Raw genomic sequence first — 25,731 nt, 5'->3', positions numbered from 1 at the left:
ACTGCAGCAAGCAGTACGCCGTTTTGTTTGTCGCCAATCAGGCAATATGCAGCGCACTGTCCGTGGTGGTATGCGACACACCCACCAGCGAAATGGCCGGGCTGCTGTTACCAACCAGGCTGCCCGGAGTTGCAGCCACCGCGCCCAGCGTGAGCGAGAAGGTTTCGCTGGCCGACAGGCCGGCAGTATCGGTGGCCTTGACGGTGATGATGGCGGACTCGGTCTGGTGGCCCAGCGTGGCGGTAAAGCTGTCGTTCTGCGCGTTGAAAGTAATCCAGCTGGGCAGGGCCTGGCCATTGGACTGGCTGGCACCGTAGGTGAGCGTTTGTCCTTGCGGATCGGTAAACGTCCCTTGCGGCACATTGATGCTCAGCGTGCCATTGGCGTTGAAGCCAATGGTCAACGGCAGCGGGTTCACCACCGGGGCCTTCAGTGCGGTGGCCACATCGTTGATGGTGAAGGTTTCCGAGCTGGACAGTCCGATGCTGTCGGTAGCGGTGAGCTTTACCGAGAAACTGCCTGCCGTGGTGGGTGCGGTACCGGAGAAGGTTTCGGTCTGGGCATTGAAACTCAGCCAGGCCGGCAGCGCCTGGCCATTGGCCAGTGCGGCTTTGTAAGTGAGCGCCAGCCCTTGCGGATCGACAAAGGTGGTGGCCGGCAGGCTGAAACTGAAGGCCTTGCCGGCATTGATGGTTTGGCTGGCGGTTTGCTGGTTCAGCGTGGGGGCCGCGTAGGCATCGTTCAGGGTGAAGGTTTCCGAGGCAGACAGGCCAGCCTGGTTGCTTGCGCTTACCAGCAGCGACAGCGAAGTGTTGGCTGCTGGTGCGCTACCGCTGAAAGTTTGCGTCTGGGCATTGAAGCTGAGCCAGGATGGCAGTGCTGCGCCGCTGGCCAGCTTGGCCGTGTAGCTGAGGGTTTCGCCTTGCGGATCGGTAAAGGTACCGGCAGGCAGGGCAAAGCTGAAGGCATGGCCCGGTGTCACCACCTGGGTGGCGGTGGCCTTGCTCAGCGTTGGTGCCGAAACCGTATCGCTGATGGTAAAGGTTTCCGATGCAGTCAGGCCGCTGGTGTCGGTTACCTTCACCAGTAGCTGGGTGCTGCTGCTGGTAAGCGGCGTGGTGCCGGACAGGGTATTGGTGCTGGCGTTGTAAGTCAGCCAGGATGGCAGGGCCTGACCGTTGGCCTGGCTAACCTGGTAGCTGAGCGCCTGGTTTTGCGGATCGACAAAAACATTGGCCAGCGACAGCGAGAAAGCGTGGTTGGCAGCAAGGGACTGGTTGGCCGTCTGGTTGCTCAGGATGGGGGCAGATGGTGTGACCGGCACCGAACCACCGGCATTGTCCACGGTGATGGTGTCGCCAGCTGCCAGCAGGGTAGCCAGGCTGGCTTCAAAGGTGGTGTTCCAGTACTGGCCGGTCTGGCTGCCCCACGGGTTACGAATCTGCAGGTAGCCGTTGGCGGCATCAATGCCATAGACCGACATGGCATGGCCTGCAACCAGCTGCACCTTGCCGGCGGCATCGTAGCTCCAGGTGTAGGAGGACAGCACCACGTCGTCGCCAGCGGACAGATGTGCTTTCAGCGAGCTCAGTACCGTGGCGCTGCTCAGGCCGCTTTGCGAGCCGGTGCCGGACAGCGAGGAATTGTAGGTGCGGCTCAGCCAGCTGGTGCCGCTGGCGCTGTAGTCGGTAATCTGCGATGCACCGGTGATGGACTCCAGCGCGTACTCCGGCAGGCCGCCATTGCCGATGGCGGTAAAGCTGTTGCCGGTATAGCTGTTGCCAGTGGTGACATTGATGGCCTGCAGCTGGGCATAAGCCTTTTCCAGCAGGGTAGCCCACATATTGGGGCCGGAGTTGCAGCCGGTTTGCAGTACGTTGTTGACGGTCACGTACTCGGTAGCACCCTTGACGTGGAAGGCCACGCCATACGAGCCATTGCCATTCACCGTGATCATGTTCTTGATGATGGCGGAGTCCTGCATCGCCACCTCGGCAATCGACGACAGGAAGTAGCAATCCCCCAGCTTGCCCTGGTTGATATCGCTGGCCAGCGGGCCGCTGCTGCCAAACAGGGCGGCGGTACTGCTGGTGTAGGTAATCTTGGAGGTGGTGCCGCTTACGGTGACCGTTGAAGTCGGCAAATCAGTGCCTTGCAGCCATTTGCCATTGAGATTGTTCAACTGGGCAACACTGGTGCCTACGGCCAGATTCCCCAGCGCACTGCTGCTGGCCGCGCCGCCAGTCCAGCTGCTGTTGGCGGCATTGCCGTTGACCAGTGCATTCAGGGTGTACTGCGAATAGGAAGATGCTGTTTCACCCACGTTCAGATTGGTGACGATGGCTTTCAGGTCGTTGAACTGGCTGGTGGACAGCGTGCTCTTGCTGCTGGTCAGCTCGGCGGCCAGATCGGTCACCATCTTGGCCAGACCAGCCTCGGTCACGGTGCCCGCCATGGCGGCCATGTCAGCCTTGAGAGCGGCATCGCTCAGGGTGCTGATCCAGCTGGGGGCAGTGGTGCTGCCGGTTTTTACCGTGCTGCTGCTGGCTGTGCTGCCGGTGCTGGCCAGGGCGGCGCTCGCAGCTGCCGTGCTGGTGCTCACGGTGGTGCTGCTCAGGCTCGCGAACGGCAGGGCCGAGTGCAGCATGGTGGCTTGAGGAAGTGCGGAAGCGTCGTGCAATGCGCCAAGGCCGATGCTGCCCAGCAATTCATCGACGGCCTTCAAGCCGGAGCTGCTGTCAAGCTGACCATCTTGCTGGCGGGAGAGGGTATTGGAGGCGCTCATTGCTTTCCTTCAGTGGTATCCGGCAAAGCCAAAGGAGCGCGTGCAGCCACAAACATCGTCGCTGGCAACTGGCTGACATGGGGGCAAATGCCACCGGTAGTCCCTTTAGTTTTGCGTCACCGGCTTTCACCGGTTTTGCCTGTAATGGTCTAATTCTAGAGGCGAATTTTCATTGTTTACAATTGTTAATTTCGTTTCTGTAGTAGCTGTGCGACATATTCACAGGCAGTTGCTTATCAATGCTGTAAAGCCATGCCGAAAGCAAGGCTTTTGACCACCTTTTCCACCCTGATAGCTGAGTTTCTACCGTCCCTCAGTCCTGCGAGCGGACAGCAAACTCCATAACGATAAACCCCGGTATCCACGTGTTTTTGACTGCCACACATGCATCCGGGGTCTTGATTCTGGATATATAGCTGTCGGTCAGATGCGCCTGCATCGTTCGCTCCGGGGTGACAACCGGGGTCGAACGCTACAGGCAAACACCAAAAACAGCTTATTCCTTGGCTGTGCCGTCCTCTGCACCGGCAGCAGCATCGCGTGCCTGCTGCTGGGCGGCACTTCTGGCGTCGTAATACTCCTTGTTATCCAGATAGTGCTGACGGCGCGCTTCCTTGGCAGCGGCTTTTTCGGCGAGTTCCGCCTGCTTCTTGGCTTCTGCCTCGGCTTCCTGCGCCTTGCGGGCCTGACGCTTGGCTTCGCGGATGGCTTCTTCCGCCGCTTCCATGTCTGCCACTTCCTTCAGGCTCTTGGCCGGGCCGGTTTTTTCGAACCAGGCAACGGACTCCACGTGTGCGGTGTGCGGGAACATGTTAATGATGCCCGCGGCCTTGAGGGTGTAGCCCTTGGTGTTGACCAGCACATTGGCATCGCGTGCCAGCGTGGCCGGGTTACAGGACACGTAGACAATGCGCTGCGGGGCGGTGTCGTCGGTCATGGCCTTGAGCAGCTGGATGGCGCCGTCGCGCGGCGGGTCTACCAGCATCTTGTCGAATTTGCCCAGTGCAGCAAAGCTTTCCGGCGTGACTTCAAACAGGTTGGCCATTTCGTAGCTCACCTTGTCCTGCAGGCCGTTGTGGGTGGCGTTTTCCACCGCACGCTTCACCAGTGCCTGGCTGCCTTCCATGCCGTGCACCTGGGCACCGGAGCGGGCAATGGGCAGGGTGAAGTTGCCGATGCCGCAGAACATGTCGGCAATGCGTTCGCCCGGCTGCGGGTCGAGAAAGCCCAGCGCGCGCGACACCATCACCGCGTTGATTTGCGGGTTCACCTGGGTGAATTCGGTGGGGTAGTACGGCATTTCCACGCTGTATTGCGGCAGGCTGTAGGTCAGGCGCGGTGCATCCAGCGGGTAGATGGGATAGCAGGTGTCCGGGCCGCCAGGTTGCAGCCAGATCTGTACCGGGCGATCCGGCTGGCGGTGGGTGTCGGCAAACTGTTGCAGCAGCTTTTCATCGGCGGCATTGATGGCATCCATATTGCGGAATACCAGGATGTCCACCTTGTCGCCCACGGCCACTTCCACTTGCGGCATGCGGCTGTTGATCGACAGTTTGGCGATCATGGCGCGCAGCGGCATGATCATGGCGGAAATGTGTTTAGGCAGGATATGGCATTCACGCATCTCGGCGATGTAGCTGGAATGCTTTTCGTGAAAACCCACCAGTACGCCGCCTTTTTTCGGCACCATGCGGGCGGACAGGCGGGCGCGGTGACGGTAATGCCAAGCGGGGCCGGCAATCGGCGTGAGAATGCGCTCGGCCTTTACCTTGCCGATGAACTTGAGGTTGTCTTCCAGTACGCGCTGTTTGATGGCAACTTGCGCGGTGAATTCCACATGCTGCATGGAACAACCACCACAAGTGCCAAAATGCGGGCAATGCGGCGTGGCGCGCATGAAGCTTTCCTTCAGCACGCTGGTGGTGTCGGCATTTTCGTACGTGGGTTTTTTACGGTATGCGCTGTATATTACCTTTTCATAAGGTAATGCGCCGTCGATGAAGATGGTCTTGCCGTCGACGTGGGCGACCCCGCGGCCTTCGTGGTCAAGGGATTCGACCAGAGCAATGGTCTGTTGCTGAGTCATTGTATTGGTGTGGGAAATCAGGCGGAAAAGCGTGATTTTCTCAAAATATTCCGTGCCGCGCAGGGGTTTTTGCCAAGGCGGGGGATAAGGTGTTTCTGTTATGATGTCATCAATCGAAAACGACTGGTCTGGTGCGCAATGAAGGTGTCGGCTTTTACTCTTGTTCCTGGTGCGGTTTTGCTGATGACGGCAATGGCCGGATGGGCTGCTGTCATGCCGGAACCGGATATCCTGCTCAATCAGAATGGGCAGCATCTGGTGGTGAATCTGCCGCAGGCACGCCTGTTTTTTTATCAGGATGGCCGATTGCAGAAAATCTACCCGGTTGCCGTTGGCAAAATGCTGACCCAGACTCCGATTGGCAGCTATGCCATCACCGGCGTTTATCGCGATCCTAGCTGGCATGTGCCCAAATCCATCCAGGAGGAACAGAAAAACCAGGGCAAGCCGGTGCTTACCGTGGTGCCGCCCGGGCCGGACAATCCGCTGGGGCCGGTGTTCATCCGCTTTGGCGAAGCCAGGCTGGGACTGGGCTTTCATGGCACCAACGCACCGGCATCGGTGCCGGGTTTTCGCAGCCATGGCTGTATCCGCCTGAAAAATCCTGATGCCCTGAGCCTGGCCGATGCCGTACAAAAGGGGGCGTCAGTCACCGTGGCCTATCAAACGGTATTGCTGAACGAAGATGCCGCGGGCGAATTGTGGCTGACCGCCTACAAGAATCACTACAAGCAGGATGATCCATCCTTTCCGCATCTGGCGGACAGCTTGCTGGAATGGCAGCGCAATCACGGCCATGCCGTGGTGGGGCGGCGTGTGGATCAGGCTCTGAAGGAACGTAGTGGCAAGCCGGTATGCCTGACCTGCAAGGGCAGCGTCGCTTCGCCGGCAGAGCTGGCTGCCGTGCGCTGGCTATCGCTGCCACCCAAAGACGGTTCGCCGGTGGAACAGCAGGCTGAACCGCAGAACGTCCCGCCGGCGTCGCAGTCTTACAACTCCGCCGGTGGCAAGCTTAAGCCGGTACGCAAGCCCGCCGTGGTGCTGTAAGCGCGCTTGGGGCAGATGGATGGACAGGCCGACGCAAGTCGGCTTGTTGCATTGTGGCGCTGCAGACTTGTTTTTTTGCCACGCGGCCCTATATTAGCCCCTTCCCTTGCAAGCAGGCACATCCGGCAATGACAACCATTGTGGCAGTACGCAAAGGCAATCAGATTGCGATTGCCGCCGACAGTCAGACCACCTTTGGTGATGATCAGAAACTCCTCGCGGGCTACGATTGTTTTCATGACAAGATCTTCCGTCATGGCGACAGTTATCTTGCCATTTCCGGCTCTGCCGCCCACGACCTGGTATTGCAAGGTGCGTTGAAGGAACTGAAGAAAAAGGATTTTTCCAGCCGCAAAGGTATTTTCGATACCTTCCGCAAGCTGCATCCCAAATTGAAAGACGGGTTTTACCTGCGTCCGGAAGAGGATGAGGAAGACCCATATGAATCCAGTCAGATGATGGTGGTGATTGCCAATGCCCACGGTATTTTCGGCGTTTATCCCATGCGCGAGATCTACCAGTTCTCACGCTTCTGGGCGATAGGCTCAGGGCGCAAGTTTGCCATGGGCGCGATGCATGTTGCCTACGAGCAGAACCTGAGCGCGCGCGAAATCGCTGAAATCGGCGTCAAGGCAGGCTGCGAGTTTGATGTCAATTCCAGCCTGCCGATGACTGTCTATACCGTAGAAGTGGCTGACGATACCGCCAGGAAAGAAACAGCATGAGTCAACACGATACCCTGCAACGCTTTTTGTTTGATGGTGCACCGGTGCGCGGGGCACTGGTACGCCTGGATGCTGCCTGGCAGCAAGTGCTGGCACGCCGCAGCTATCCTGCTCCGCTCAAGACTATCCTGGGGCAGATGATGGCTGCAGCGCAGCTGATGTCGGCCAATCTGAAGTTTGATGGTGCCATGGTCCTGCAACTGCATGGCAGCGGCCCCCTGCGTCTGGCCGTGGTGGAGTGCAATCACGACCGTACCGTGCGTGCTACTGCCAAGTGGGATGGCGAGCTGCCGGATGCACCCATTCTGGATCTGCTGGGCGGTGCCGGCCAGTTTGTCATCACGCTGGAACCCAAACTGGACAAAGCGCAGACCTGGCAAGGCATTGTTGCGCTGGAAGGCGACAGCATCGGCCAGATGCTGGAAAACTACATGCTGCGTTCCGAACAGCTGGATACCTGCCTGGTACTGGCTTGCGATGACAGTACTGCCGCCGGCATGCTGCTGCAGCGTCTGCCCGAGGGCCACGGCGAGCCAGAAGGCTGGGAGCGTATCCGCATGCTGGGTGGCACCTTGCAGGCTGAGGAGCTGCTGACGTTGCCGGCAACCGACATCCTGCACCGGCTGTTCCATGAAGAAACCGTAAGGGTATTCGAGCCGGAAGCCGTCAGCTTCTCCTGCAACTGCAGCCGCGAGCGTGTGGGCAATATGCTGAAGATGCTGGGTGGCCAGGAGGTTGGCGAAGTACTGCTGGAGCAGGGCAGTGTGGAAATCGTCTGCGATTACTGCAACCAGCACTATGTGTTTGATGAAGACGACGCTAACGAGCTGTTTGATTACGACCTGGTAGCCGCCGTGCGCGAGGCGCGTCATTAGTCTGTCTTGATATTGCCTAATCAGCTTCCCGAATGACATGAAAGCCGCCATATTGTGCGGCTTTCAGCATTTTTGCAGTGCACCATCCGGTATGATGAATGGCTGCTGTTTAAGGAAATGGTAGATTTGATCACAAATGTACTGATATCCTAAACGGCAAGCAGCAACAAAACCTGTACCGAAGGAGTTGGGAAACAATGAAAAAAATCATCGTAGGCGGCCTGCTGGCTGCATCTGCACTGGCTGCTCAGGCTGGCGCACCGGTTGTCAACATCTACAACTGGTCTGACTATATTGCACCGACCACCGTACCGGACTTCAGCAAGAAGACCGGCATCAAGGTACGTTACGATGTCTATGACAGCATGGAAACGCTGAACGCCAAGCTGGTGACCGGCCACTCCGGCTACGACATTACCGTACCGTCCAATAATGTTCTGGAAGTAGGCATCAAGGGTGGCCTGTTCCAGCCGCTGGACAAGAGCAAGATCCCCAATTACAAAAATCTGGACCCGGCCCTGCTCAAGCTGATGGAAGCATCCGATCCGGGCAACAAGTTTGCCGTGCCGTACTTCTGGGGCGTGATCACCCTGGGCATCAACGAAGACAAGGTAAAGAAAGCTCTGGGGGGCAAGCTGCCGGCCAATGAATGGGACCTGCTGTTCAAGCCGGAATATGCGTCCAAGCTGAAGTCCTGCGGTGTGAGCATTCTGGACTCCGCCTCCGACGTGCTGCCCAAGGTGCTGCATTACTACGGCAAGCAACCGGGCAGCAATAACGAGGCTGATTACAAGGCCGTGGCACCGCAACTGGCCGCCATCCGCAGCAGCATCACCCAGTTTTCCTCCTCCGGCTACATCAATGACATCGCCAACGGCGACGTCTGCCTGGCCATGGGCTATGGTGGCGACCTGAACATTGCCAAGCGCCGTGCTGAAGAAGCCAAGCGCGGTATCAACATCAAGGTGCTGATGCCCTCGACCGGCGTTGCCTTCTGGGTGGACAGCATGACCATCCCGAAAGATGCCGCCAACACCGCCAATGCGCTGGCCTTCATCAACTACACGCTGGACCCGCATGTAGCTGCTGCCAATGCCAACAAGGTGACTTATGCACCGGGTAGCCTGGCTGCACGTCCGTTCATCGACAAGAAATACCTGGCGGATCGCAGCATCTTCCCGACGGCGGATGATGTGAAGAAGGGTTTCATCATGAAGTCGGTCGATCCGAAAACCCTGCGCATTTACTCCCGCCTGTGGCAAAACTTCAAGCTGGGCCGTGCCAGCTGAGCCTGATTTCCTGGTAGCAAAGTAAAGCCCCGCAATGCGGGGCTTTTTGTTTGTGCAGTGCCGGTGCGGGGCTTACAGGGGCTCCACCATATCCAGCGGGCAGCCGCGTGCCAGCCATTCCAGCCAGGCATCTCCCAGGCGCTGGCTTTCGCTACGGGCTGTTCGCCATTGCTGTTGACGCAGGCGATCATTGCCGCGATGGCGCTTGAAATCGCTGCGGTCCGGCAGCTTGCCGCCGGGCAGTCGGGCCAGATAGTCCGCAGCAGGGCAGAGCAGAATGGTATTGCGGTGATTGCGTGCACTGTGCTGACGCCAGGGCATGAATTTGTCAAACCAGCCGGGGACGATGCGCGGACCAAAGTGGGGGTAGAGCGTGATGTCATTCTGTCGGGCAAAGGGCAGGTCCAGGTGGTAATCCAGCAAGCCGCCATCGCGGTACGGCCCGTCGGCTACGCCGGGCAGGGCCACCCCGTGTAGCACGCCGGGAATGGCCACGCTGCCCATCAGGGCGGCGGTGAGGTTGTGTGCATCCAGTGGCAACGTGTGCGTGGGCAGGCCATCGTCCGGCATAAAATGCAGGCTGCTGCGCGCATCGTGGCAGATCATGCGGCTGAAGCAATACTGCAGCAAATTGCGGCTGGCAAGGTTGAGTGTGGCGCTGATGGCCAGACCGGACAACAGGCGGCCCGGTGTTTCATGACGCAGCAAACCGTGCGAAGCCACCAGCAACAGCGACAAACGGTAATGTGGATGCCGCAGGATAGCTTGCAGGCCATCCGAGCCAAGGATGTCCTGCAGCATCAGCCGGGTTTGTGCGGTAATCCCGGCTATGCTGACATTGTCGGCATAGCACTCGGCGGTATAGCGCTCGGCCAATCGGGCCAGTGCCTGCTGCGGATTGGCCTGCATGGCGCAGGCAAAGCGCCAGCTGCCTATGGATGCGCCCACCAGTTCGCGCGGGCGCGGGTTCTCTGCCAGCCAGCCGAATACCGCCTGATCCAGGCCGCACAGGCCGATGGCCTTGGGGCCGCCGGCGGCACCGGGCAGGCAAGCCACCATGGCAGGCTGCAGGCCTTGTTGTTGCAACAGCATTCTGGCGTGACTGCCGGCACGAATGCGCAGTGGCGGATACTTGAGGTGAATGGCGGGCATGCTGATGTGTTTTGCGATCGGGGAAGGCGACTTTTGCCTGTGGTATTGGTATGCTTGCGTGTTTTACCCGCAGGCCTGCCGGCAGGCAGCGTGCGTGTGTTCATGGTAATGCCAGGAGTGTTGATGATACCTACCCGCCAGCTTAACGACTACGTGCGCGAACAGGGACTGAAGCTAGATCGTACTGAATTGCAAATTGCCGTCATGACCCTGCAGGCAGTGCTGGAGGTGGAAAAGCCGCCGGTGCAGCGTGATCTGTTCCGTTATCCGGTACCCAAGCTGAGTGATGATGGTGCTTGCTCGCTGGTGGAAGAGCTGGCTGATGAGCCATATGACCTGTCGGTATGGTTTGGCGGTGAAACCGAAGAAGCCCGTATCTTGTTGACCAATTTCAATGCGCTGGTCGATTCGGTCAACCACAAGATCGGTGCCGATTGGCTGGGGATCTATCGACGCGCCGGTGAAGGCAAGGATGCCCATCTTGTCAAACTGGCTTACCTTGGCCTGCCTAGCCGCGCCGAATTCCCGCTGACCGAAGCGTTTGCCGAAGGTAGCAACAACAGCCGGGTGGGGCTGACCGGCTGGGGCGTGTTGATTGACGACGTGGCCGCATGGCGTGCTGAAGGTGGCGGCTATTACGAGTGCGATCCCAAGGTGAAGAGCGAGGTCTGCCTGCCCATCGTGGATGAACATGACCGCGTGCTGGGCATTCTCGATGCAGAATCGGGCCAGCTGGCGCATTTTGACGAGAGCCGGTTGGTGTGGCTGGCCGCGTTGGCCATCGTCCTGGCCGGCCCGTTTGCTGCCATGGCACCGCTTGAAAAGGCATAATTTGCCCTCAATTTAGTCTGTACTGATTTTATCAACGGCTTTGCGTGGCAAGCGTCAAGCCTTCTGAACAGATTCCGGAGCAAGCATGGCTGTGCAATACCCCAACCCGCAGGTAGAACCCGATGTTGATTACGTGGCCAGTTGCAAGCTGCCCACGCCTTGGGGTGTGTTCACCATGCATGGCTTTGAGGAAAAAGATAGCCGGCGCGAGCATGTGGTGCTGACCATGGGGGATGTGGCAGATGGCCAGCCGGTGCTTGCACGCCTGCATTCGGAATGTCTTACCGGGGATGCGCTGTTTTCCTTGCGCTGCGACTGCGGCTTCCAGCTGGAAGCCGCACTTGAGGCCATTGCCAAGGAAGGCCGGGGTGCTTTGCTCTATCTGCGTCAGGAAGGCCGTGGTATCGGTCTGATCAACAAGATTCGCGCCTACAAGCTGCAAGATGGCGGCGCGGACACGGTAGAAGCCAACGAGCAACTGGGCTTCCCAGCCGACATGCGCGATTTCCGCGTGGCACGCCATATGCTTGATGCGCTGGGCATCAAAAGTGTGCGTGTGATGACCAATAACCCGCGCAAGCTGGAAACCCTCAAGACTGCCGGCATCGAAGTCGTGGAGCGGGTACCGCTGATGGTAGGGCGCAATCCGCACAATGACCGCTATCTGGATACCAAGGCCGCCAAGCTGGGCCACATGCTGTTTTCCTGACTCGCAGTTCGGCTTGATGACCTCTCCCGATGCCAGCCAGTGTGCTGGCATTTTTCATGTACGCCATCTACTCATGACCCGGCTCAAGTTCCCATCGTACTGGTCGATAAATTTAAAATAAATCAATAATGTTTTGAAAGTGTCGTGGGCAGCCCGCTGGATGAGGCGTCATGATGAAAATTACCGCAAAGCAGAATGTCTGGCTGAACACCACGGCCTGGACTGCGCCGCAGATTCGGCGCGGCAAGCTGTTGCCTGCCGTGACCGTAAGGGATGATGTACTGGGTAGTGCCGAACTGGGCGAATATCTGGACTGGGTGGCCTGGCTGGACGACCTGGCGCGCCGCGCAAGCAACGGGCAGGATGAAGAAGCCCGTCAGTTGGCGCTGGCCAAGTTGCGCTTTCTGCTGCGACGGGTGCAGCAATTGCGCGAACAACTGATGCAAGGCGGCAGAGGCCAGGCCAAGGCCGGCCTGGAGCAATTGTCGCGGCTGGTTGAGGAGTGGGTACAGGTGGTGCAGGAGCTGACCGGGCGTCAGCCTGCCGTAGTGGATGATTGGCCGCTGCCCTATCGCTTGTACAGCAGGCAGGCGGCAGTGATACCGCTGTTGCCTGTACCGCTGACGATTGAGCGTCGCAGGCAGCCACGTGTCGGTGGCAATATTTTGCTGCCGCAGGAGCAGCAGGCCGCCTGGCTGGTATTGCATGCCATCCGTTTTGTTCTGACGCTGGTGGGAGAGGGGTTTGGCCTGACGCAGCACCCTTTGCTATTGCAGCTGAGTCTGCAGCTGGCGCAAGTAGAGCCGCTGATTGGTGCAGAAGTGGCGGCAACTGGCTGAGCCGGTGCCGCATGTCAAAGAAAAAGCCGGAATCGCGAGATTCCGGCTTTGGTGTTGGTGGAGATAAGCGGGATCGAACCGCTGACCTCTTGCATGCCATGCAAGCGCTCTCCCAGCTGAGCTATACCCCCGTAGTACTTTTTTCTGCCCGTGGTCTGGAGCCATCGGCCAGCTGACTGTGTGTTGGTGGAGATAAGCGGGATCGAACCGCTGACCTCTTGCATGCCATGCAAGCGCTCTCCCAGCTGAGCTATACCCCCGTAATGCTGGACTGATGAAACCCGTCAGGCGATATCATCAGTATCTGAATTGTGGTGGAGATAAGCGGGATCGAACCGCTGACCTCTTGCATGCCATGCAAGCGCTCTCCCAGCTGAGCTATACCCCCACGGGTACTACGTCTGGTACTCTGGCGTCCCCACGGGGAGTCGAACCCCGGTTACCGCCGTGAAAGGGCGATGTCCTAGGCCACTAGACGATGGGGACCCTAAGAACTTTATCCGACTGGAACGATTTGGTGGAGCTAAGCGGGATCGAACCGCTGACCTCTTGCATGCCATGCAAGCGCTCTCCCAGCTGAGCTATAGCCCCGTGTCTGTCGTTCACAGTGGGGCGCAGTATAGACAGGCTGTCCGCGGCTGTAAAGGGATCTGCGAAAAAAAAATTAGCGCTTCCCCTGCGCTATAATCACCGGTTCTGCAATGACAGGGTTGGATTGCCGATGTCGGTTGGTCACTACGAAAACTTCCCGGTCGGGTCGATCTTGCTGCCACGACGCATGCGTCGTGCGGTGCATGTCATCTACCATTTTGCCCGCTATGCGGACGATGTGGCAGATGAAGGCGACAAGCAGCCCGAGGAACGCCTGCGCGAACTGGCGCATCTGGGTGAGGAACTGGATGTCATCCGCGATGGTGGCATCCCGGCCATGCCGCTGATGCGCAATCTGGCGACCGTCATCAGCCAGCACCAATTGCCGCTGCAGCCGTTTTATGACTTGCTGTCGGCCTTTAGCCAGGATGTGGTGAAAACCCGCTACCAGAACTTTGCCGACGTGGTGGACTACTGTCGGCGTTCGGCCAACCCGGTAGGGCGGCTGATGCTGGCCCTGTATGGTGAAAACGACCCGCGCAGCCTGGCCATGTCCGATGGTATCTGCACTGCTCTGCAGCTGATCAACTTCCTGCAGGACGTGGGCGTGGACTGGAACAAGGGCCGTATCTACATTCCACTGGATGATCTGGAGAAATTCCGTATCCGCGAAGCGCAGATCGCCGGGCGCGATGCCACCGGCCTGTGGCGGCCGATGATGCTGGCGCAGATAGAGCGCACGCGCAAGATGCTGCAAGCCGGCGCTCCGCTGGGCAAGGTGCTCAAAGGCAGGCTGGGTCTGGAATTGCGCCTGATCATCATGGGCGGGGAGCGCATCCTGAAAAAGCTGCACGACAGCGGTGGCGATGTGTTCCGTCAGCGCCCGGTGCTGACCTGGCGCGACTGGGTCTACATGCTGTGGCGTGCGCTGCGCGCCAAATAAGCAGCAACCATACACACTCAGGCGGGAAGCTTAGGGCTGACCTGCCGGCAACAAAGGAGAGGCGTGTGACGCCGCAGCAGTATTGTCAGGACAAGGCCGCTAGCAGCGGCTCCAGCTTTTACTACAGCTTCCGCTTCTTGCCGGAAGACCGCCGCGATGCCATTACCGCGCTGTATGCCTTTTGTCGCGAAGTGGATGACGTGGTGGACGAATGCCACGACGAAAACGTTGCCCGCGCCAAGCTGGCCTGGTGGCGTGGCGAAGTGGGAAAGCTGTACCACGGCCAGCCGGAACATCCGGTGATGCTGGCGCTCAAGCCGCATGTCACGACGCTGGACCTGCCACAGAACCTGCTGGAAGAAATTGTCGACGGCATGCAGATGGATCTCGACTTCGCCCGCTACGAGCGCTTTCAGGACCTGCTGCTGTACTGCCACCGTGTGGCCGGCGTGGTGGGCCAGCTGGCGGCGCAGATTTTCGGCTACCAGGACCGCCAGACCCTCAAATACGCCCACGAACTGGGTATTGCCTTCCAGCTCACCAACATCATCCGCGATGTGGGCGAAGATGCTCGCCGGGGCCGCATCTACCTGCCGGTAGAAGAGCTGCAGCGTTTCAATGTGCCGGCCAGTGACCTTATGCACTACAAGGAAAGCCCGGAATTCGCCGCCTTGATGTCCTTCCAGATCGAGCGCGCGCGTGAGTACTACCGCCGTGCCTGGGAGCTGCTGCCTACCGTGGATCGCAAGAGCCAGCGTCCCGGCTTGCTGATGGCTGCCATTTACCGTGCCACCTTGGAGGAAATCCAGCTGGATGGCCCGGCCAAGGTGCTGAACCAGCGCCTGTCACTGACGCCGGTACGCAAGCTGTGGCTGGCCTGGCGCACCTGGACGCTAGGTTACAAGGCCTGATGATGCCATGAGTGCCAGACCGAAAGTTGCCATTATCGGTGCCGGCTGGGCCGGGCTTGCCGCCGCTGTCGAACTGGCGGATCAGGCCGAGCTGACCTTGTTTGAAGCCGGTCGCGAGCCCGGTGGACGGGCTCGGCGTATCTATGGCAGCGACAGTCAGTTGGACAACGGTCAGCACATTCTGATTGGTGCTTACCGTGACTGCCTGCGACTGATGCACAAGGTGGGTGTTGACGTTGATCGTGCGATGCTGCGACTGCCACTTAGCTGGCAGCGGCAGGACGGCATCAGCATGCAATGCCCGCGCTGGCCGGCACCGCTGCATGTACTGGCCGGTTTGCTGGCAGCCAAAGGGCTGGGCTGGCGTGACAAGTGGCAGCTGGCGCTGGCCTTGCAGCGTCTGAAATGGCGGCGCTGGCGGCTGGCCGAGGACATGTCGGTTGCCCGCTGGCTGCAGGCGCAACGTCAATCGGATTGGCTGGTCGAGCAATTCTGGCGGCCCATGGTGCTCTCCGCACTCAATACCCCGCTGGAGCTGGCTTCGATGCAGGTTCTTGCCACTACCTTGCGTGACAGTCTGGGCGGAAGTAGCGCCGACAGCGACCTGTTGTTGCCACGGCTTGATTTGTCCGAACTGTTCCCGGAGGCAGCCCTGCGCTGGCTGCGCGCGCGCGGTGCCGCTTGGCAGCCTGGTAGCCGGGTGTCCGGCATTCTGCCCGCAGCGGACGGCGTGCTGGTGGATGGCCAGCTGTTTGATGCCGCCATCGTCGCGGTTGCGCCGTATCATGCGGCCGGGCTGCTGCAAGAGCCGGTTTTGCAGACCCAGGTCAAGGCTTTCCGTTACTGGCCGATATATACCGCATATCTGCGCTATGACGCCGATATCAGCATGCCGCTGCCAATGATGGGTTTGCAGGGCGGCACACTGGACTGGCTGTTCGACCGTCAGGCCCTGTCGGGCGAGCGTGGTCTGCTGGCCGCCGTGATCAGCGCGCCGCCGCAGCTTGTGCAGTCAATGGAGCGGGAGGCGCTGTTGCAGAAGGTCAGGGCGGATGTGGAGTACATGCTGCCTGCACTCAACGGCTTGCAGCCGCTGGCCAGCCACTTGATCGTGGAGAAGCGTGCCACCTTCGGCTCGGTGGTGGGACTGACAAGACCACACTGCCGTAGCAGGGTACAATCGGTTTATCTGGCGGGGGACTGGCTATGTCCTGATTACCCTGCCACGCTGGAAGGTGCGGTGCGCAGCGGTCTGACTGCGGCCCGCCAGTTAATGCAGGATTTGCCATCATCACGGACCGCCGGCGGGTGGTCCTCAGCTGAAAAAACAAAATGAACCAAACATTTGCCAAGGATTGTCTGGCTGGCCGCGTCATTCTGGTGACGGGGGCTACGCAAGGGGTAGGTCGGGAAGCCGCGCTGACGTTTGCCGCACAGGGTGCAGACGTAGTCTTGCTGGCGCGCAGCGTAAAGGGGCTGGAGAAGGTCTACGATGAAATTGTGGCAGCCGGTGGCAAGGAACCGGCAGCCATTCCGCTGGATCTGCTGACCGCCAGCGACGAGCAGTTGAGCAATGCGGCCTTCCAGATCAAGCAGACGCTGGGTCGCCTGGATGGCATCGTGCATTGTGCCTCGCATTTTTATGCCCTGTCGCCGCTATCCAATCAGGGCATTGACGAGTGGATGAACCAGTACCGCATCAACACTGTGGCTCCGTTTGCGCTTACTCGCGCCTGTCTGCCCTTGTTGAAGGAATCGGAGGATGCCTCGGTATTGTTCATGGGGGAAACCCATTCGCTGTACCCGGCGGCTTATTGGGGCGGTTTTGGTGCATCCAAGGCCGGGCTCAACTATCTGACCAAGGTGGCCGCGGATGAATGGGATGTCTACCCGAACCTGCGGGTCAACCAACTGATTCCGGGACCGGTGAATTCGCCGCAGCGCAATCGCACCCACCCGGGCGAAGCCAAGAGCGAACGCGCCGATCTGGCCACGCTGATGCCTTATCTGCTGTACTGGCTGTCGGGTGACAGCAAGGGCCGCAGCGGGGAGATCATCGAGTTGGACCTGCGCAGCAAAAAGGGCGAATAAGCCGTATCCGCGCCGTGGCCTGTGCGGCTGCGGCGAATGGCATCATGGGGGTAAAGCATGAAGAGTCTGTGGATTCTGCCTTTGCTGGCGGTGCTGGCAGGCTGCAACTGGGTCAATAATGTATCCGGCCTGTCCAAGGAGGCGCACAAGGCGCTGGGGGCTGCATGCCGCCAAACCGGCCGCTCGCTGGAGGAGTGTTTCCGGCGCAATCCGGATGCCGATACCGCTGCCATTTATTCCGGCTGGCGCGAGATGAACGAATACATGGCCAAGAACAAGCTGGAAACCATGGAGCCGCCAACAGACAGTGCGGCAGGCCATGCGGAAAGCTCGGTACCCAAGGCTGCTGCCAGTGTACCAGCGGATGGCAAGTCCTCCAGTACAGCACCCGCGCCGGCAGCCAATATGGCCCCCCCTCTCACCAGCGAGGAAGCGGACAAGGCCGCCAAGAGCGATCCCCAGGTGGCCGCCGTGCTGGCCGCCATTCGCAAGAATGGCGGTGGCGACAAGCCGAAATCCAAGGCCAGCAGCAGTGGCGAACCTGATCAGAAACGCCTGCTCAATATCATCCAGCAACTCAATGGTAACAAGCCGGCCGCAGGTGGCGAGGCCCCGGCAGACAACGCCAACAACGCCAATCCCGGTTGAACCCCCTTCCTGCGCATTTCCTGATGGCAAAAATAAAAACTGTTTTCAGCTGCACCGAGTGCGGCGGCCAAGTGCCGAAATGGCAGGGCCAGTGTCCGCATTGTTCCGCCTGGAACACCCTGGTCGAGGCAGTATCCACGCCAACCGCCAGCAATCCGCGTTTCCAATCCTGGTCCACCACCAATGCCCGCGTGCAAGTGCTGTCCGAGGTCAAGACCGAAGAAGTCCCGCGTGACCCTTCCGGCATCGACGAACTGGACCGCGTGCTGGGCGGCGGCATCGTGCGTGGTGCTGTCATCCTGATTGGCGGCGACCCTGGCATTGGCAAATCCACCTTGCTGTTGCAGGCGCTGGCGGTGATCGGCAAGCGGCGCAAGGTGCTGTATGTGTCGGGCGAAGAATCGCCGCAGCAGATTGCCCTGCGTGCCTCGCGGCTGGCAGTAGACCCCAGCCAGGTCAATCTGTTGGCGGAAATCCGTCTGGAGGCCATTCAGGAAGTCCTGAAACAGGAACAACCGGATGTAGCGGTGATCGACTCCATCCAGACCCTGTACACCGAGCAGGTGACCTCGGCACCAGGGTCGGTGTCCCAGGTGCGCGAATGTGCGGCCCAGCTCACCCGCATGGCCAAGCAGACCGGCACCACCATCTTGCTGGTAGGCCATGTCACCAAGGAAGGCTCGCTGGCCGGCCCGCGCGTGCTGGAACACATGGTGGACACCGTGCTGTATTTCGAGGGAGATAGCCACTCCAGCCACCGCATGATCCGTGCCATCAAGAACCGCTTTGGCGCGGTCAACGAGCTGGGCGTGTTCGTGATGACCGAAACCGGGCTCAAGGGGGTGTCCAATCCCTCGGCCATTTTCCTGTCGTCTTACCGGGACGATGTGCCCGGTTCTTGCGTACTGGTGACGCAGGAAGGCACGCGCCCCTTGCTGGTGGAGGTGCAGGCGCTGGTGGATGACTGTCACGGCATGCAGCCCAAGCGCCTGACCGTGGGTCTGGAGCAGAACCGGCTGGCCATGCTGCTGGCGGTGCTGCATCGCCATGGCGGTGTGGCCTGCTTTGATCAGGATGTATTCCTGAACGCCGTGGGCGGGGTCAAGATCAGCGAACCGGCTGCCGACCTGGCCGTCATCCTGGCCATGGTGTCATCCCTGCGCAACAAGCCGCTGCCGGAAAAACTGGTGGTGTTTGGTGAAGTGGGGCTGGCCGGCGAGGTGCGTCCGGTATCCCGTGGGCAGGAGCGGCTGAAAGAAGCGGCCAAGCTGGGCTTTACCCGGGCGCTGATTCCTACTGCCAACAAGCCGCGCCAGCCGATTGAGGGTCTGCAGATCATTACTGTGGACCGGCTGGAGCATGCCGTCGATTTTTGTCGCGGAGACTGAGCATGATTGCCCATGCTGATCTGGAAGCCGAACTGGGCTATCTGCAGCGCTATGCGCTGGCCCAGTTGCGTGATCGTGATGCCGCCAATGAAGTGGTGCAGGAAACCGTGCTGGCGGCGCTGGAGTCCGGTGACAGCTTCAGCGGCAAATCCAGCCTGCGTACCTGGCTGACTTCCATCCTGCGGTTCAAGCTGATAGACCGGCTGCGGCGCAAGGGCAAGGAGGTGTTGTTTGCCTCGCTGGAAGAAGAAACCGACGATAGCGATTTTGACGGGCTGTTCAGCAAGGATGGCCACTGGCAGGACAAGATCAAGGCCTGGAGCGGCCCGGAAGAGTCCTTGATTGCCCGTCAGTTCTGGGAAGTATTCGAGCGCTGTTCCGAGGTGATGCCGCGCCGTACCGCCATGGCTTTTGTCATGCGCGAGGTGATGGGGCTGGAAATTGCCGAAATCTGTAACAATCTGGACATTACTGCGACCAACTGTTCAGTACTGCTGTATCGCGCCCGCATGAGTTTGCGCGAGTGTTTCGAAATCCGCTGGACCGGGGAGGCCAGGGCATGAAGATCAACTGCCGTCAGGCCAGCCGTTTGATATCGCAAGGGCTGGATCAACCGCTGAACCAGTGGGATCACGTGCGTCTGCGCGTGCATTTGTGGATGTGTGGCAATTGCCGCCAGTTCTCGCATCAGCTGCAAGTGCTGCGCCAGTCGGCCCGCCAGGCCGGGCGCGGCGAATAGGCTGTATGCAACCCTTGGCCTGCGCTGTCCGCGGGCATGAAAAAGCCGACCCTCAGGTCGGCTTTTTCATTGCTCATGCTGCCTGGTGTGCCTGCTTGCTCTGTGTCTGACGCTGCGGACAGCTGGCGCAAGCCTGTTCGCACAGCCCGGCACCGGTCAGCGATTGTTTGAGCGCGCACACCGAGCGGCGGCAGGCGATGAAGCGGATGTCTTGTTCCGCAGCCAGCGAGCGGAAGTGACGCATCACGTTGTGGCCGAGGAAATCGGTAAACAGGATGAGCAGATCCGTTCCGGCTGGCAGGCGGTCCACCTTGCGCTGGTGCGAGCTGTTACGGCCGCTTAGGTGGCGATGAATATTGATGCCATGGTCCTGTAGCACGTTGGGGATATTGCCCAGGGTGTCTGCACCTACCAGCATTGCGTTCATGAGTGGCTCCTGTTCGGATAAGTTTTGCAAATGATAATCATTACTATTTGCAAATGCAAGCTCCGTGACAGTCCATTGTCATTACTGTGTGGCTGATTGTGTTCGCCGGCAGGCGAAGCTGACGCTCAGGGCAGGGCCTGTACGCGAATCCGCACGCTGTGGCTTTGCTGCCCCTGTTGCTGGCTACCGCCGATCAGCAGGCTTTCCCGACCATGGCTGTCCTGCGTGGTGCGGGCAACCTCCAGCCACTCGCCCAGCCTGCCTTCCACCGTGGTGGACAGCTGGCTGCCCGTGCGTTGCGCACCGCTGAACGCTTGCTGGCTGACGGCCAGTTCGATGCTGACCCGCTTTCCATTCAGGCGCGGGCGGGCATAAAAGCCGCTGATGGCATCCTGCATGCTGCTGCCACGCACCAGGCTGCCCTGCGGCGTCAGCATCAGCCAGGGCAGGGGACGGCTTTGCACCAGCTGGATAAAGCCGCTACGCCCGTCCAGCAGGGTGAGGTTTTGCAGGACTTGACTGGATTGTGCGCGGCTGTCTTGCTGGGCGGACAGGGCCAGATTGCTACTCGTCTGGCCAGGCATGATGCGGCCTATGCTGATGCTGCCCTGTACCTGCATGCCAGACTGGCTTTGCACACTGCTGCCGGATTGGCTCACCTCCAGCCGCAAGCTGACCGGGCGTACATCCAACTGCCTGGCCAGCGCTGCCAGCTGCTGTTCCCGTGCCGGGCTGGCGTCGATGATCAGCTTGTTGTCCAGCACGCTCAGCCGCTCATCGGCGCGCAGCTGTGGCTGCAGTGCGGCCTGTAGCTCGGCGGCATCGCGCCAGCTCAGATCGACAAGCTGCAAGGCCAAAACCGGCGCGCTGGCCAGCAGCAGCGAGAGTAGAAGCAGGGTGCGCATTAGAAATCCTTTCCGGAACGCCAGATCGACCAGATCAGCCACACGCTGTTGAACAGCGCAATCATGAAGCCGATGAAGCCAAAGAAGGGCAGGCCGAACAGCTTGGGGCCGGCGTTTACCGTCATCACGATGGAGGAACCGATGATCAGGCAGCCGGTGACAATGGCCATGGTCAGGCGGTTGGTACTGCGATCCAGCTGTTTGCCAAAGCTGTCCAGCCGCTGCAGGTCCAGGTTGATGCGGAACTTGCCCTGGCGGATGTCCTTGGACAGACGCAGGATGTCGCGCGGCAGGCCGGTGAGCATGCCCAGCGTTTCCTGCAGCGTCAGCTTGCCGCGCTTGAGCAGGGTTTTGGGGTGATAGCGCGCGACAATCAGTTCGCGCACGAAGGGTGTGATGTGTTCCACCAGCTGGAAGTCCGGGTCCAGCTGGCGGCCCAGCCCTTCCAGCGTGATCAGCGCCTTGAACAGCATGGCCATGTCCGGCGGCAGCAGGATGCCGTGGTCGCGAATCAGGGCCATGATGTCGTTGATCAGCTGACTGATATTGAGGTTTTTCAGCGGTACGTGTTCGTACTGGAACATGAATTCGCTGATGTCGTAGGCAAATTTCTGCTCGTCCACTGGCGTGTTGCCGGTCCACTCGATCAGCACATCCATCATTGCATGTTCGTTGCGCTCGCCCAGTGCGGCCAGCAGGTCGACGATTTCATCGCGCCGGCCATGGCTGATGCGCCCCACCATGCCGAAATCGATAAAGGCGATACGGTGTTCCGGCAGGAAGAACACATTGCCGGGATGCGGGTCGGCGTGGAAAAAGCCGTTGAGCAGAATCATCTTCAGCACGGCATCGGCACCATGGCTGGCCAGTGCCACCGGGTCCAGCCCACTGTCGGCCAATTGGTCGAGCCGGCTGGCCGACAGGCCGTCGATATGCTCCTGCACATTGACTGCCGGGTTGGTGTATTCCCAGTACACCTTGGGCACGACTACCTGGGCATCGTCGGCAAAATCGCGGGCAAAGCGCTCCATATTGCGCGCTTCGACGGCCAGGTCCATCTCGCGTTTGAGCGAGCGGGAAAACTGGCTGACGATTTCCACCGGTTGAAAGCGGCGGGCATCGGGAAATTCCATTTCGATCAGCGTGGCCAGATGCGCCAGGATGCGCAGGTCGGCATCCACCTTGTCGACAATGCCGGGCCGACGCAGCTTGACCGCCACATGGCTGCCATCATGCAGGGTGGCAAAGTGAACCTGGGCGATGGAGGCCGAACCGATGGGCTTGTCATCGAAGCTGGCAAACAGCTCTTCCGGCGGTTTGCCCAGTGCCTTGATTACCAGCAGGCGTACCGAAGCCGGGTCCACCGGCGGCACGGTGGACTGCAGCTTTTCGAATTCGGCAATCCACTCGGCAGAGAAAACATCCACCCGGGTGGATAGGATCTGCCCCAGCTTGATGAAGGTGGGGCCCAACTCCTCGAAGGCCAGCCGCACCCGCACCGGGGTGGGCAAGCCGGCATCGGCATCCGGCAGGTGCAGGTTCAGCCATTCGCCAGCTTTTTCCATGGCGCGCGGCAGGCGCAGGCGCTGGGCAAACTCGCCCAGACCGTGGCGGATGAGAATGCCGCTGATTTCCTTCAGGCGCGGAAGATCGCGCATTGCAACAAGAGTTTCTCTGAGCATGGGCTATCTGGTGTCCAAGTTGGCTTTACACTCCCGTCCCTGTCCGATAGAGTGCGGCCTATGAAATTGCAACTCCGATTACTCGCCGTGATGCTTGCTGGCGTCATGGTTTTTGCCCAGGCCGCACCTGAAAAAACTGCGCAGGACGCACGGCCCAAGGTCGAGGCCTCGGAAGACCCCATTGCCAAGTATGCCTCGCCTGGCGAGGATGCTGTAGGAGATTTGCTGCTGCAGGCCATGAGTCTGCTGGGCGTTGCCTATCGTTTTGGTGGCAATTCGCCGGTCAGCGGTCTGGATTGCAGCGGTTTTGTCCGTTACGTATTCCAGAAATCCCTCAAGGTCAATTTGCCGCGCACCTCGGCCGAGATGGCGCACATTGGCAAGGCCGTTGATAAAAGTGAACTGGTTGCTGGTGATCTGGTCTTCTTCAATACCCGTGGTTTCGCTTATTCCCATGTCGGCATGTATATGGGCAATGGCAAGTTCATCCATGCGCCGCGTACCGGTCGCAATATCGAAGTGGTGAACATGAACCAGAGCTATTGGCAAAGCCGCTGGAATGGTGCACGTCGTATCAACCGCAGCAATGTCAATACAGTTGCCGCTGCTGACCAGGCCGATGCCGGTAATGATGCCGTGGCCTCGCCAAGTGGTGGTGCGGCAGCGCCAAAAATGAAGTGCCGCAAGGGCAAGAAATGCAAGCCCGTTGCCGAAGCGTCCGCCAGCAAGAAAAAGGGTGGCAAGCAGGCCGGCAAGGCGGACAAGAGCAGCAAGCCCGCCAAGGCGGGCAAGTCCGGTCACGGTAAAAAGAAAAAGCCGGCCAACTGAAAGGTTGGCGGTCTGTCATCATCACGATGCCCGCCTGTGCGGGCATTGCGTTTTCAGGAATAGCCAGGCATGGCCATGAATATTGAAATCCCGGTTTGGAAAGACCCGCAGGGCGGCATTGTTGCCTGTGTGGAAAAAATCAAGGTAATGAACGAAAACCTGGAGGAGTTGCAGCAGATGGCGCAGGACGCGCTGGAAGATGCCATCCTGATGGGCTGCGATGAAGGCCAGGTGAAGGACTTTCTGGTACGCCTGATGCAAAGCCTGCACAACCCCTACCAGTCCTGAAAGGCAAGTCGGCATGCAATGGCCATTTGAAGTCCTGATCGGACTGCGTTATCTGCGCGCCAAGCGGCGTAATGGTTTCATCTCCTTCATTTCCCTCATTTCCATCGTCGGCATCGCACTGGGTGTGGCGGCCCTGATCATCGTGCTATCGGTGATGAACGGTTTCCAGAAGGAAATCCGTGGCCGTATCCTCAGTGTGGCCTCGCATGTGGAAATCTCTGCTTTCGATGGCCGGCTGGCGCAGTGGCAGAGCATGGCCAAGGTGGCGGAACGCGATGCGCATGTGCTGGCAGCAGCACCCTTCGTCAACGGCCAGGGCCTGTTTTCTGCCTATGGCAATGTGCGTGGCGGTATGGTGCGCGGCATTGAGCCGGTACTGGAAGACAAGGTGGTGGATGTGGGTCAGCACATGCTGCGTGGCAAGCTGGAGGCGCTCAAGCCCGGCAGCTTCGGCATCGTGCTGGGGGTGGAGTTGGCGCGGCAGCTGAATGTGGGGCTGGGTGACAAGGTGACCCTGTTTACCCCGGAAGGCACGGTCACGCCTGCCGGGATGATTCCGCGCTACAAGCAGTTCACCGTGATTGGCATTTTCAAGGTGGACATGTTCGAGTACGACGCCTCGCTGGCGATGATTCATCTGCAGGACGCGCAGGTGCTGTCGCGCATGGGGGATACCGTCAGTGGCGTGCGGCTGAAGCTGGATGACCCGATGCTGGCCCCGCTGGTCAAGGCCAATCTGCAGCAGGCGCTGGGTCAGCAGGCGCAGGTGAGCGACTGGACCGATACCAATGCCAATTACTTCCGCGCGGTGCAGATTGAAAAACGCATGATGACCATCATCCTCACCCTGATCGTGGCGGTGGCGGCCTTCAATCTGGTGTCCACCCTGGTGATGGTGGTGACTGACAAGCAGGCCGACATCGCCATCCTGCGCACTCTGGGCGCGGCACCGTCCAGCATCATGAAGATTTTCATGATCCAGGGCTCGGTGGCCGGTGTCAGCGGTACGCTGGCCGGGGTGGTCGGCGGTGTTGTCGTGGCACTGAATCTGGACGTGATTGTCCCGTTCATCGAGAAAATACTGGGCACCAAGCTGTTGTCCAGCGAGGTGTACATGATTGATTACCTGCCTTCCGATGTGCAGCTGGGCGATGTCAGCACCATCACCGTGATTGCCCTGCTGCTGGCCTTGCTGGCCACCATTTATCCCAGCTGGCGTGCGGCCCGCACCCAGCCGGCGGAGGCGCTACGCTATGAGTAATGTGCTGAACTGCCGCAATCTGGGCAAAACCTATAGCGAAGGGCGGCTGAATCTGACCGTGCTGTCCGATGTGTCGCTGAGCGTGGACAAGGGCGAGCGGCTGGCCATTGTCGGCGCTTCCGGTTCGGGCAAGAGCACGCTGTTGCACCTGCTGGGTGGGCTGGATACCCCCAGCCAGGGCAGCGTGGAGGTGCTGGGGCGCGATCTGGCCGGCCTGTCCGAGGCCGAGCGTGGCGTTTTGCGCAACCAGTCGCTGGGCTTTGTTTACCAGTTTCACCATCTGTTGCCGGAGTTCTCCGCGCTGGAAAACGTGATGATGCCCTTGCTGATTCGTCGCCTGCCGCGCCAGGAAGCCGAAGAGCGAGCGGCCAGCATGCTGACGCGGGTTGGCCTGGCCCAGCGTCTGCAACACAAGCCGGGCGAGCTGTCTGGTGGTGAACGCCAGCGTGCTGCCATTGCGCGGGCGCTGGTGACCCAGCCGGCCTGCCTGCTAGCGGACGAGCCCACCGGTAATCTGGATTACCAGACCGCCCATCAGGTGTTTGACCTGATGTTGGAGCTGAACGAGGGTCTGGGCACCAGCCTGGTGATCGTGACCCATGATCTGGAGCTGGCCGCCCGTGCGCAGCGTACCTTGCGATTGGTTGAAGGCCGTTTGCAGGACGCAGTGCTGAGCGCTTGAGCCGTCAGG

The 25,731-nt window shown here is 59.8% G+C and carries 25 protein-coding genes, 5 tRNA genes and 1 riboswitch; of the genes, 19 read left to right on the top strand and 11 right to left on the bottom strand.

All coding sequences use genetic code 11. From position 1 onward, the window contains the following. Positions 1-37: 37 nt before the first annotated feature. On the bottom strand, positions 38-2,785 hold the full coding sequence (locus GSR16_RS14095) for a putative Ig domain-containing protein (RefSeq protein WP_159878435.1): 2,748 nt from the start codon (positions 2,783-2,785) through the stop codon (positions 38-40). Positions 2,786-2,845: 60 nt separating this feature from the next. Beyond that, positions 2,846-2,935: riboswitch (cyclic di-GMP riboswitch) on the bottom strand. Between the two features lie 346 nt (positions 2,936-3,281). Next, a complete protein-coding gene (gene rlmD, locus GSR16_RS14090) occupies positions 3,282-4,871 on the bottom strand; it encodes a 23S rRNA (uracil(1939)-C(5))-methyltransferase RlmD (protein WP_159878433.1) in 1,590 nt (529 codons plus the stop codon). 213 nt (positions 4,872-5,084) lie between these two features. Here rlmD and GSR16_RS14085 point away from each other — a divergent pair, with 213 nt between their 5' ends. From GSR16_RS14085 to GSR16_RS14070, 4 genes are all read left to right on the top strand, one after another. After that, positions 5,085-5,918 (top strand): L,D-transpeptidase, encoded by an 834-nt coding sequence (locus GSR16_RS14085; RefSeq protein ID WP_240902492.1) that lies wholly within the window; start codon positions 5,085-5,087, stop codon positions 5,916-5,918. A gap of 128 nt (positions 5,919-6,046) precedes the next feature. Beyond that, on the top strand, positions 6,047-6,643 hold the full coding sequence (locus GSR16_RS14080) for an Ntn hydrolase family protein (protein ID WP_159878422.1): 597 nt from the start codon (positions 6,047-6,049) through the stop codon (positions 6,641-6,643). After that, entirely contained in the window at positions 6,640-7,518 is an 879-nt protein-coding gene (gene hslO, locus GSR16_RS14075) for an Hsp33 family molecular chaperone HslO (RefSeq protein WP_159878420.1), read from the top strand. The genes GSR16_RS14080 and hslO overlap by 4 nt, the downstream gene beginning before the upstream one ends. A gap of 197 nt (positions 7,519-7,715) precedes the next feature. Beyond that, a complete protein-coding gene (locus GSR16_RS14070; protein ID WP_159878418.1) occupies positions 7,716-8,807 on the top strand; it encodes a polyamine ABC transporter substrate-binding protein in 1,092 nt (363 codons plus the stop codon). A 72-nt stretch (positions 8,808-8,879) separates the two neighbouring features. Here the strand turns inward: GSR16_RS14070 and GSR16_RS14065 are convergent, their stop codons facing one another. Then, positions 8,880-9,959 carry a hypothetical protein gene (locus GSR16_RS14065; protein WP_159878416.1) on the bottom strand — a complete coding sequence of 360 codons (1,080 nt, stop codon included), beginning with the start codon at positions 9,957-9,959 and terminating at the stop codon, positions 8,880-8,882. A 123-nt stretch (positions 9,960-10,082) separates the two neighbouring features. On the opposite strand from GSR16_RS14065, the gene GSR16_RS14060 reads away from it, so the two are divergent. The 3 genes from GSR16_RS14060 to GSR16_RS14050 all read left to right on the top strand — a co-directional run bounded on the left by GSR16_RS14060 (position 10,083) and on the right by GSR16_RS14050 (position 12,338). Next, the gene (locus tag GSR16_RS14060) at positions 10,083-10,790 is read left to right on the top strand and encodes a GAF domain-containing protein (RefSeq protein ID WP_159878414.1); all 708 of its coding nucleotides are present in this window, start codon (positions 10,083-10,085) and stop codon (positions 10,788-10,790) included. Positions 10,791-10,875: 85 nt separating this feature from the next. Next, positions 10,876-11,499: a GTP cyclohydrolase II gene (ribA, locus tag GSR16_RS14055; protein WP_159878412.1), complete on the top strand. Its 624-nt coding sequence runs from the start codon at positions 10,876-10,878 to the stop codon at positions 11,497-11,499. 170 nt (positions 11,500-11,669) lie between these two features. Continuing rightward, positions 11,670-12,338 (top strand): hypothetical protein, encoded by a 669-nt coding sequence (locus GSR16_RS14050; RefSeq protein ID WP_159878410.1) that lies wholly within the window; start codon positions 11,670-11,672, stop codon positions 12,336-12,338. A 55-nt stretch (positions 12,339-12,393) separates the two neighbouring features. Here the strand turns inward: GSR16_RS14050 and GSR16_RS14045 are convergent. The 5 genes from GSR16_RS14045 to GSR16_RS14025 all read right to left on the bottom strand — a co-directional run bounded on the left by GSR16_RS14045 (position 12,394) and on the right by GSR16_RS14025 (position 12,929). Next, positions 12,394-12,469, bottom strand: a tRNA-Ala gene (locus GSR16_RS14045). 53 nt (positions 12,470-12,522) lie between these two features. After that, positions 12,523-12,598: transfer RNA gene (locus GSR16_RS14040), tRNA-Ala, on the bottom strand. Between the two features lie 52 nt (positions 12,599-12,650). Beyond that, a tRNA-Ala gene (locus GSR16_RS14035) sits at positions 12,651-12,726 on the bottom strand. A gap of 22 nt (positions 12,727-12,748) precedes the next feature. Then, positions 12,749-12,824 (bottom strand) — tRNA-Glu (locus GSR16_RS14030). Between the two features lie 29 nt (positions 12,825-12,853). After that, positions 12,854-12,929: transfer RNA gene (locus GSR16_RS14025), tRNA-Ala, on the bottom strand. Between the two features lie 130 nt (positions 12,930-13,059). On the opposite strand from GSR16_RS14025, the gene hpnC reads away from it, so the two are divergent. The 8 genes from hpnC to GSR16_RS13985 all read left to right on the top strand — a co-directional run bounded on the left by hpnC (position 13,060) and on the right by GSR16_RS13985 (position 19,649). Then, positions 13,060-13,872, top strand: a complete 813-nt coding sequence (hpnC, locus tag GSR16_RS14020; protein WP_159878408.1) for a squalene synthase HpnC — start codon at positions 13,060-13,062, stop codon at positions 13,870-13,872. Between the two features lie 65 nt (positions 13,873-13,937). Then, complete coding sequence (gene hpnD, locus GSR16_RS14015) at positions 13,938-14,783, top strand: presqualene diphosphate synthase HpnD (RefSeq protein ID WP_159878406.1); 846 nt, start codon at positions 13,938-13,940, stop codon at positions 14,781-14,783. 7 nt (positions 14,784-14,790) lie between these two features. Continuing rightward, positions 14,791-16,119, top strand: coding sequence for a hydroxysqualene dehydroxylase HpnE (gene hpnE / locus GSR16_RS14010; protein ID WP_159878404.1), 1,329 nt, complete (start codon positions 14,791-14,793; stop codon positions 16,117-16,119). Continuing rightward, the gene (locus GSR16_RS14005; protein WP_159878402.1) at positions 16,116-16,874 is read left to right on the top strand and encodes an SDR family oxidoreductase; all 759 of its coding nucleotides are present in this window, start codon (positions 16,116-16,118) and stop codon (positions 16,872-16,874) included. The genes hpnE and GSR16_RS14005 overlap by 4 nt, the downstream gene beginning before the upstream one ends. A gap of 57 nt (positions 16,875-16,931) precedes the next feature. Next, positions 16,932-17,522: a hypothetical protein gene (locus tag GSR16_RS14000; protein WP_159878400.1), complete on the top strand. Its 591-nt coding sequence runs from the start codon at positions 16,932-16,934 to the stop codon at positions 17,520-17,522. A 23-nt stretch (positions 17,523-17,545) separates the two neighbouring features. After that, positions 17,546-18,910, top strand: a complete 1,365-nt coding sequence (radA, locus tag GSR16_RS13995) for a DNA repair protein RadA (protein ID WP_159878398.1) — start codon at positions 17,546-17,548, stop codon at positions 18,908-18,910. 2 nt (positions 18,911-18,912) lie between these two features. Beyond that, positions 18,913-19,473, top strand: a complete 561-nt coding sequence (locus GSR16_RS13990) for a sigma-70 family RNA polymerase sigma factor (RefSeq protein WP_159878396.1) — start codon at positions 18,913-18,915, stop codon at positions 19,471-19,473. Next, entirely contained in the window at positions 19,470-19,649 is a 180-nt protein-coding gene (locus GSR16_RS13985; protein ID WP_159878394.1) for a zf-HC2 domain-containing protein, read from the top strand. The genes GSR16_RS13990 and GSR16_RS13985 overlap by 4 nt, the downstream gene beginning before the upstream one ends. Positions 19,650-19,722: 73 nt before the next feature. Here the strand turns inward: GSR16_RS13985 and GSR16_RS13980 are convergent, their stop codons facing one another. From GSR16_RS13980 to GSR16_RS13970, 3 genes are all read right to left on the bottom strand, one after another. Then, positions 19,723-20,076: a DUF2325 domain-containing protein gene (locus GSR16_RS13980; RefSeq protein WP_159878392.1), complete on the bottom strand. Its 354-nt coding sequence runs from the start codon at positions 20,074-20,076 to the stop codon at positions 19,723-19,725. A 125-nt stretch (positions 20,077-20,201) separates the two neighbouring features. Further along, a complete protein-coding gene (locus GSR16_RS13975) occupies positions 20,202-20,981 on the bottom strand; it encodes a hypothetical protein (RefSeq protein ID WP_159878390.1) in 780 nt (259 codons plus the stop codon). Beyond that, positions 20,981-22,663 (bottom strand): ABC1 kinase family protein, encoded by a 1,683-nt coding sequence (locus GSR16_RS13970; protein WP_159878388.1) that lies wholly within the window; start codon positions 22,661-22,663, stop codon positions 20,981-20,983. The genes GSR16_RS13975 and GSR16_RS13970 overlap by 1 nt, the downstream gene beginning before the upstream one ends. A 60-nt stretch (positions 22,664-22,723) precedes the next feature. Here GSR16_RS13970 and GSR16_RS13965 point away from each other — a divergent pair, with 60 nt between their 5' ends. The 4 genes from GSR16_RS13965 (at position 22,724) to lolD (ending at position 25,722) form a co-directional block, all read left to right on the top strand. Next, the gene (locus tag GSR16_RS13965; RefSeq protein ID WP_159878386.1) at positions 22,724-23,491 is read left to right on the top strand and encodes a C40 family peptidase; all 768 of its coding nucleotides are present in this window, start codon (positions 22,724-22,726) and stop codon (positions 23,489-23,491) included. A 75-nt stretch (positions 23,492-23,566) separates the two neighbouring features. Beyond that, complete coding sequence (locus tag GSR16_RS13960) at positions 23,567-23,779, top strand: hypothetical protein (protein WP_089083135.1); 213 nt, start codon at positions 23,567-23,569, stop codon at positions 23,777-23,779. Between the two features lie 13 nt (positions 23,780-23,792). Then, positions 23,793-25,040 (top strand): lipoprotein-releasing ABC transporter permease subunit, encoded by a 1,248-nt coding sequence (locus GSR16_RS13955; protein ID WP_159878384.1) that lies wholly within the window; start codon positions 23,793-23,795, stop codon positions 25,038-25,040. After that, positions 25,033-25,722 (top strand): lipoprotein-releasing ABC transporter ATP-binding protein LolD, encoded by a 690-nt coding sequence (lolD, locus tag GSR16_RS13950; RefSeq protein ID WP_159878382.1) that lies wholly within the window; start codon positions 25,033-25,035, stop codon positions 25,720-25,722. Before GSR16_RS13955 ends, lolD begins: the two co-directional genes overlap by 8 nt. Positions 25,723-25,731 lie beyond the last annotated feature (9 nt).

Source organism: Aquitalea denitrificans, assembly GCF_009856625.1.
GTDB classification, from domain to species: Bacteria; Pseudomonadota; Gammaproteobacteria; order Burkholderiales; family Chromobacteriaceae; genus Aquitalea; species Aquitalea denitrificans.
The sequence above is the reverse complement of the archived record's forward strand: the minus strand, read 5'-3'. Positions and strand labels throughout refer to the sequence as shown.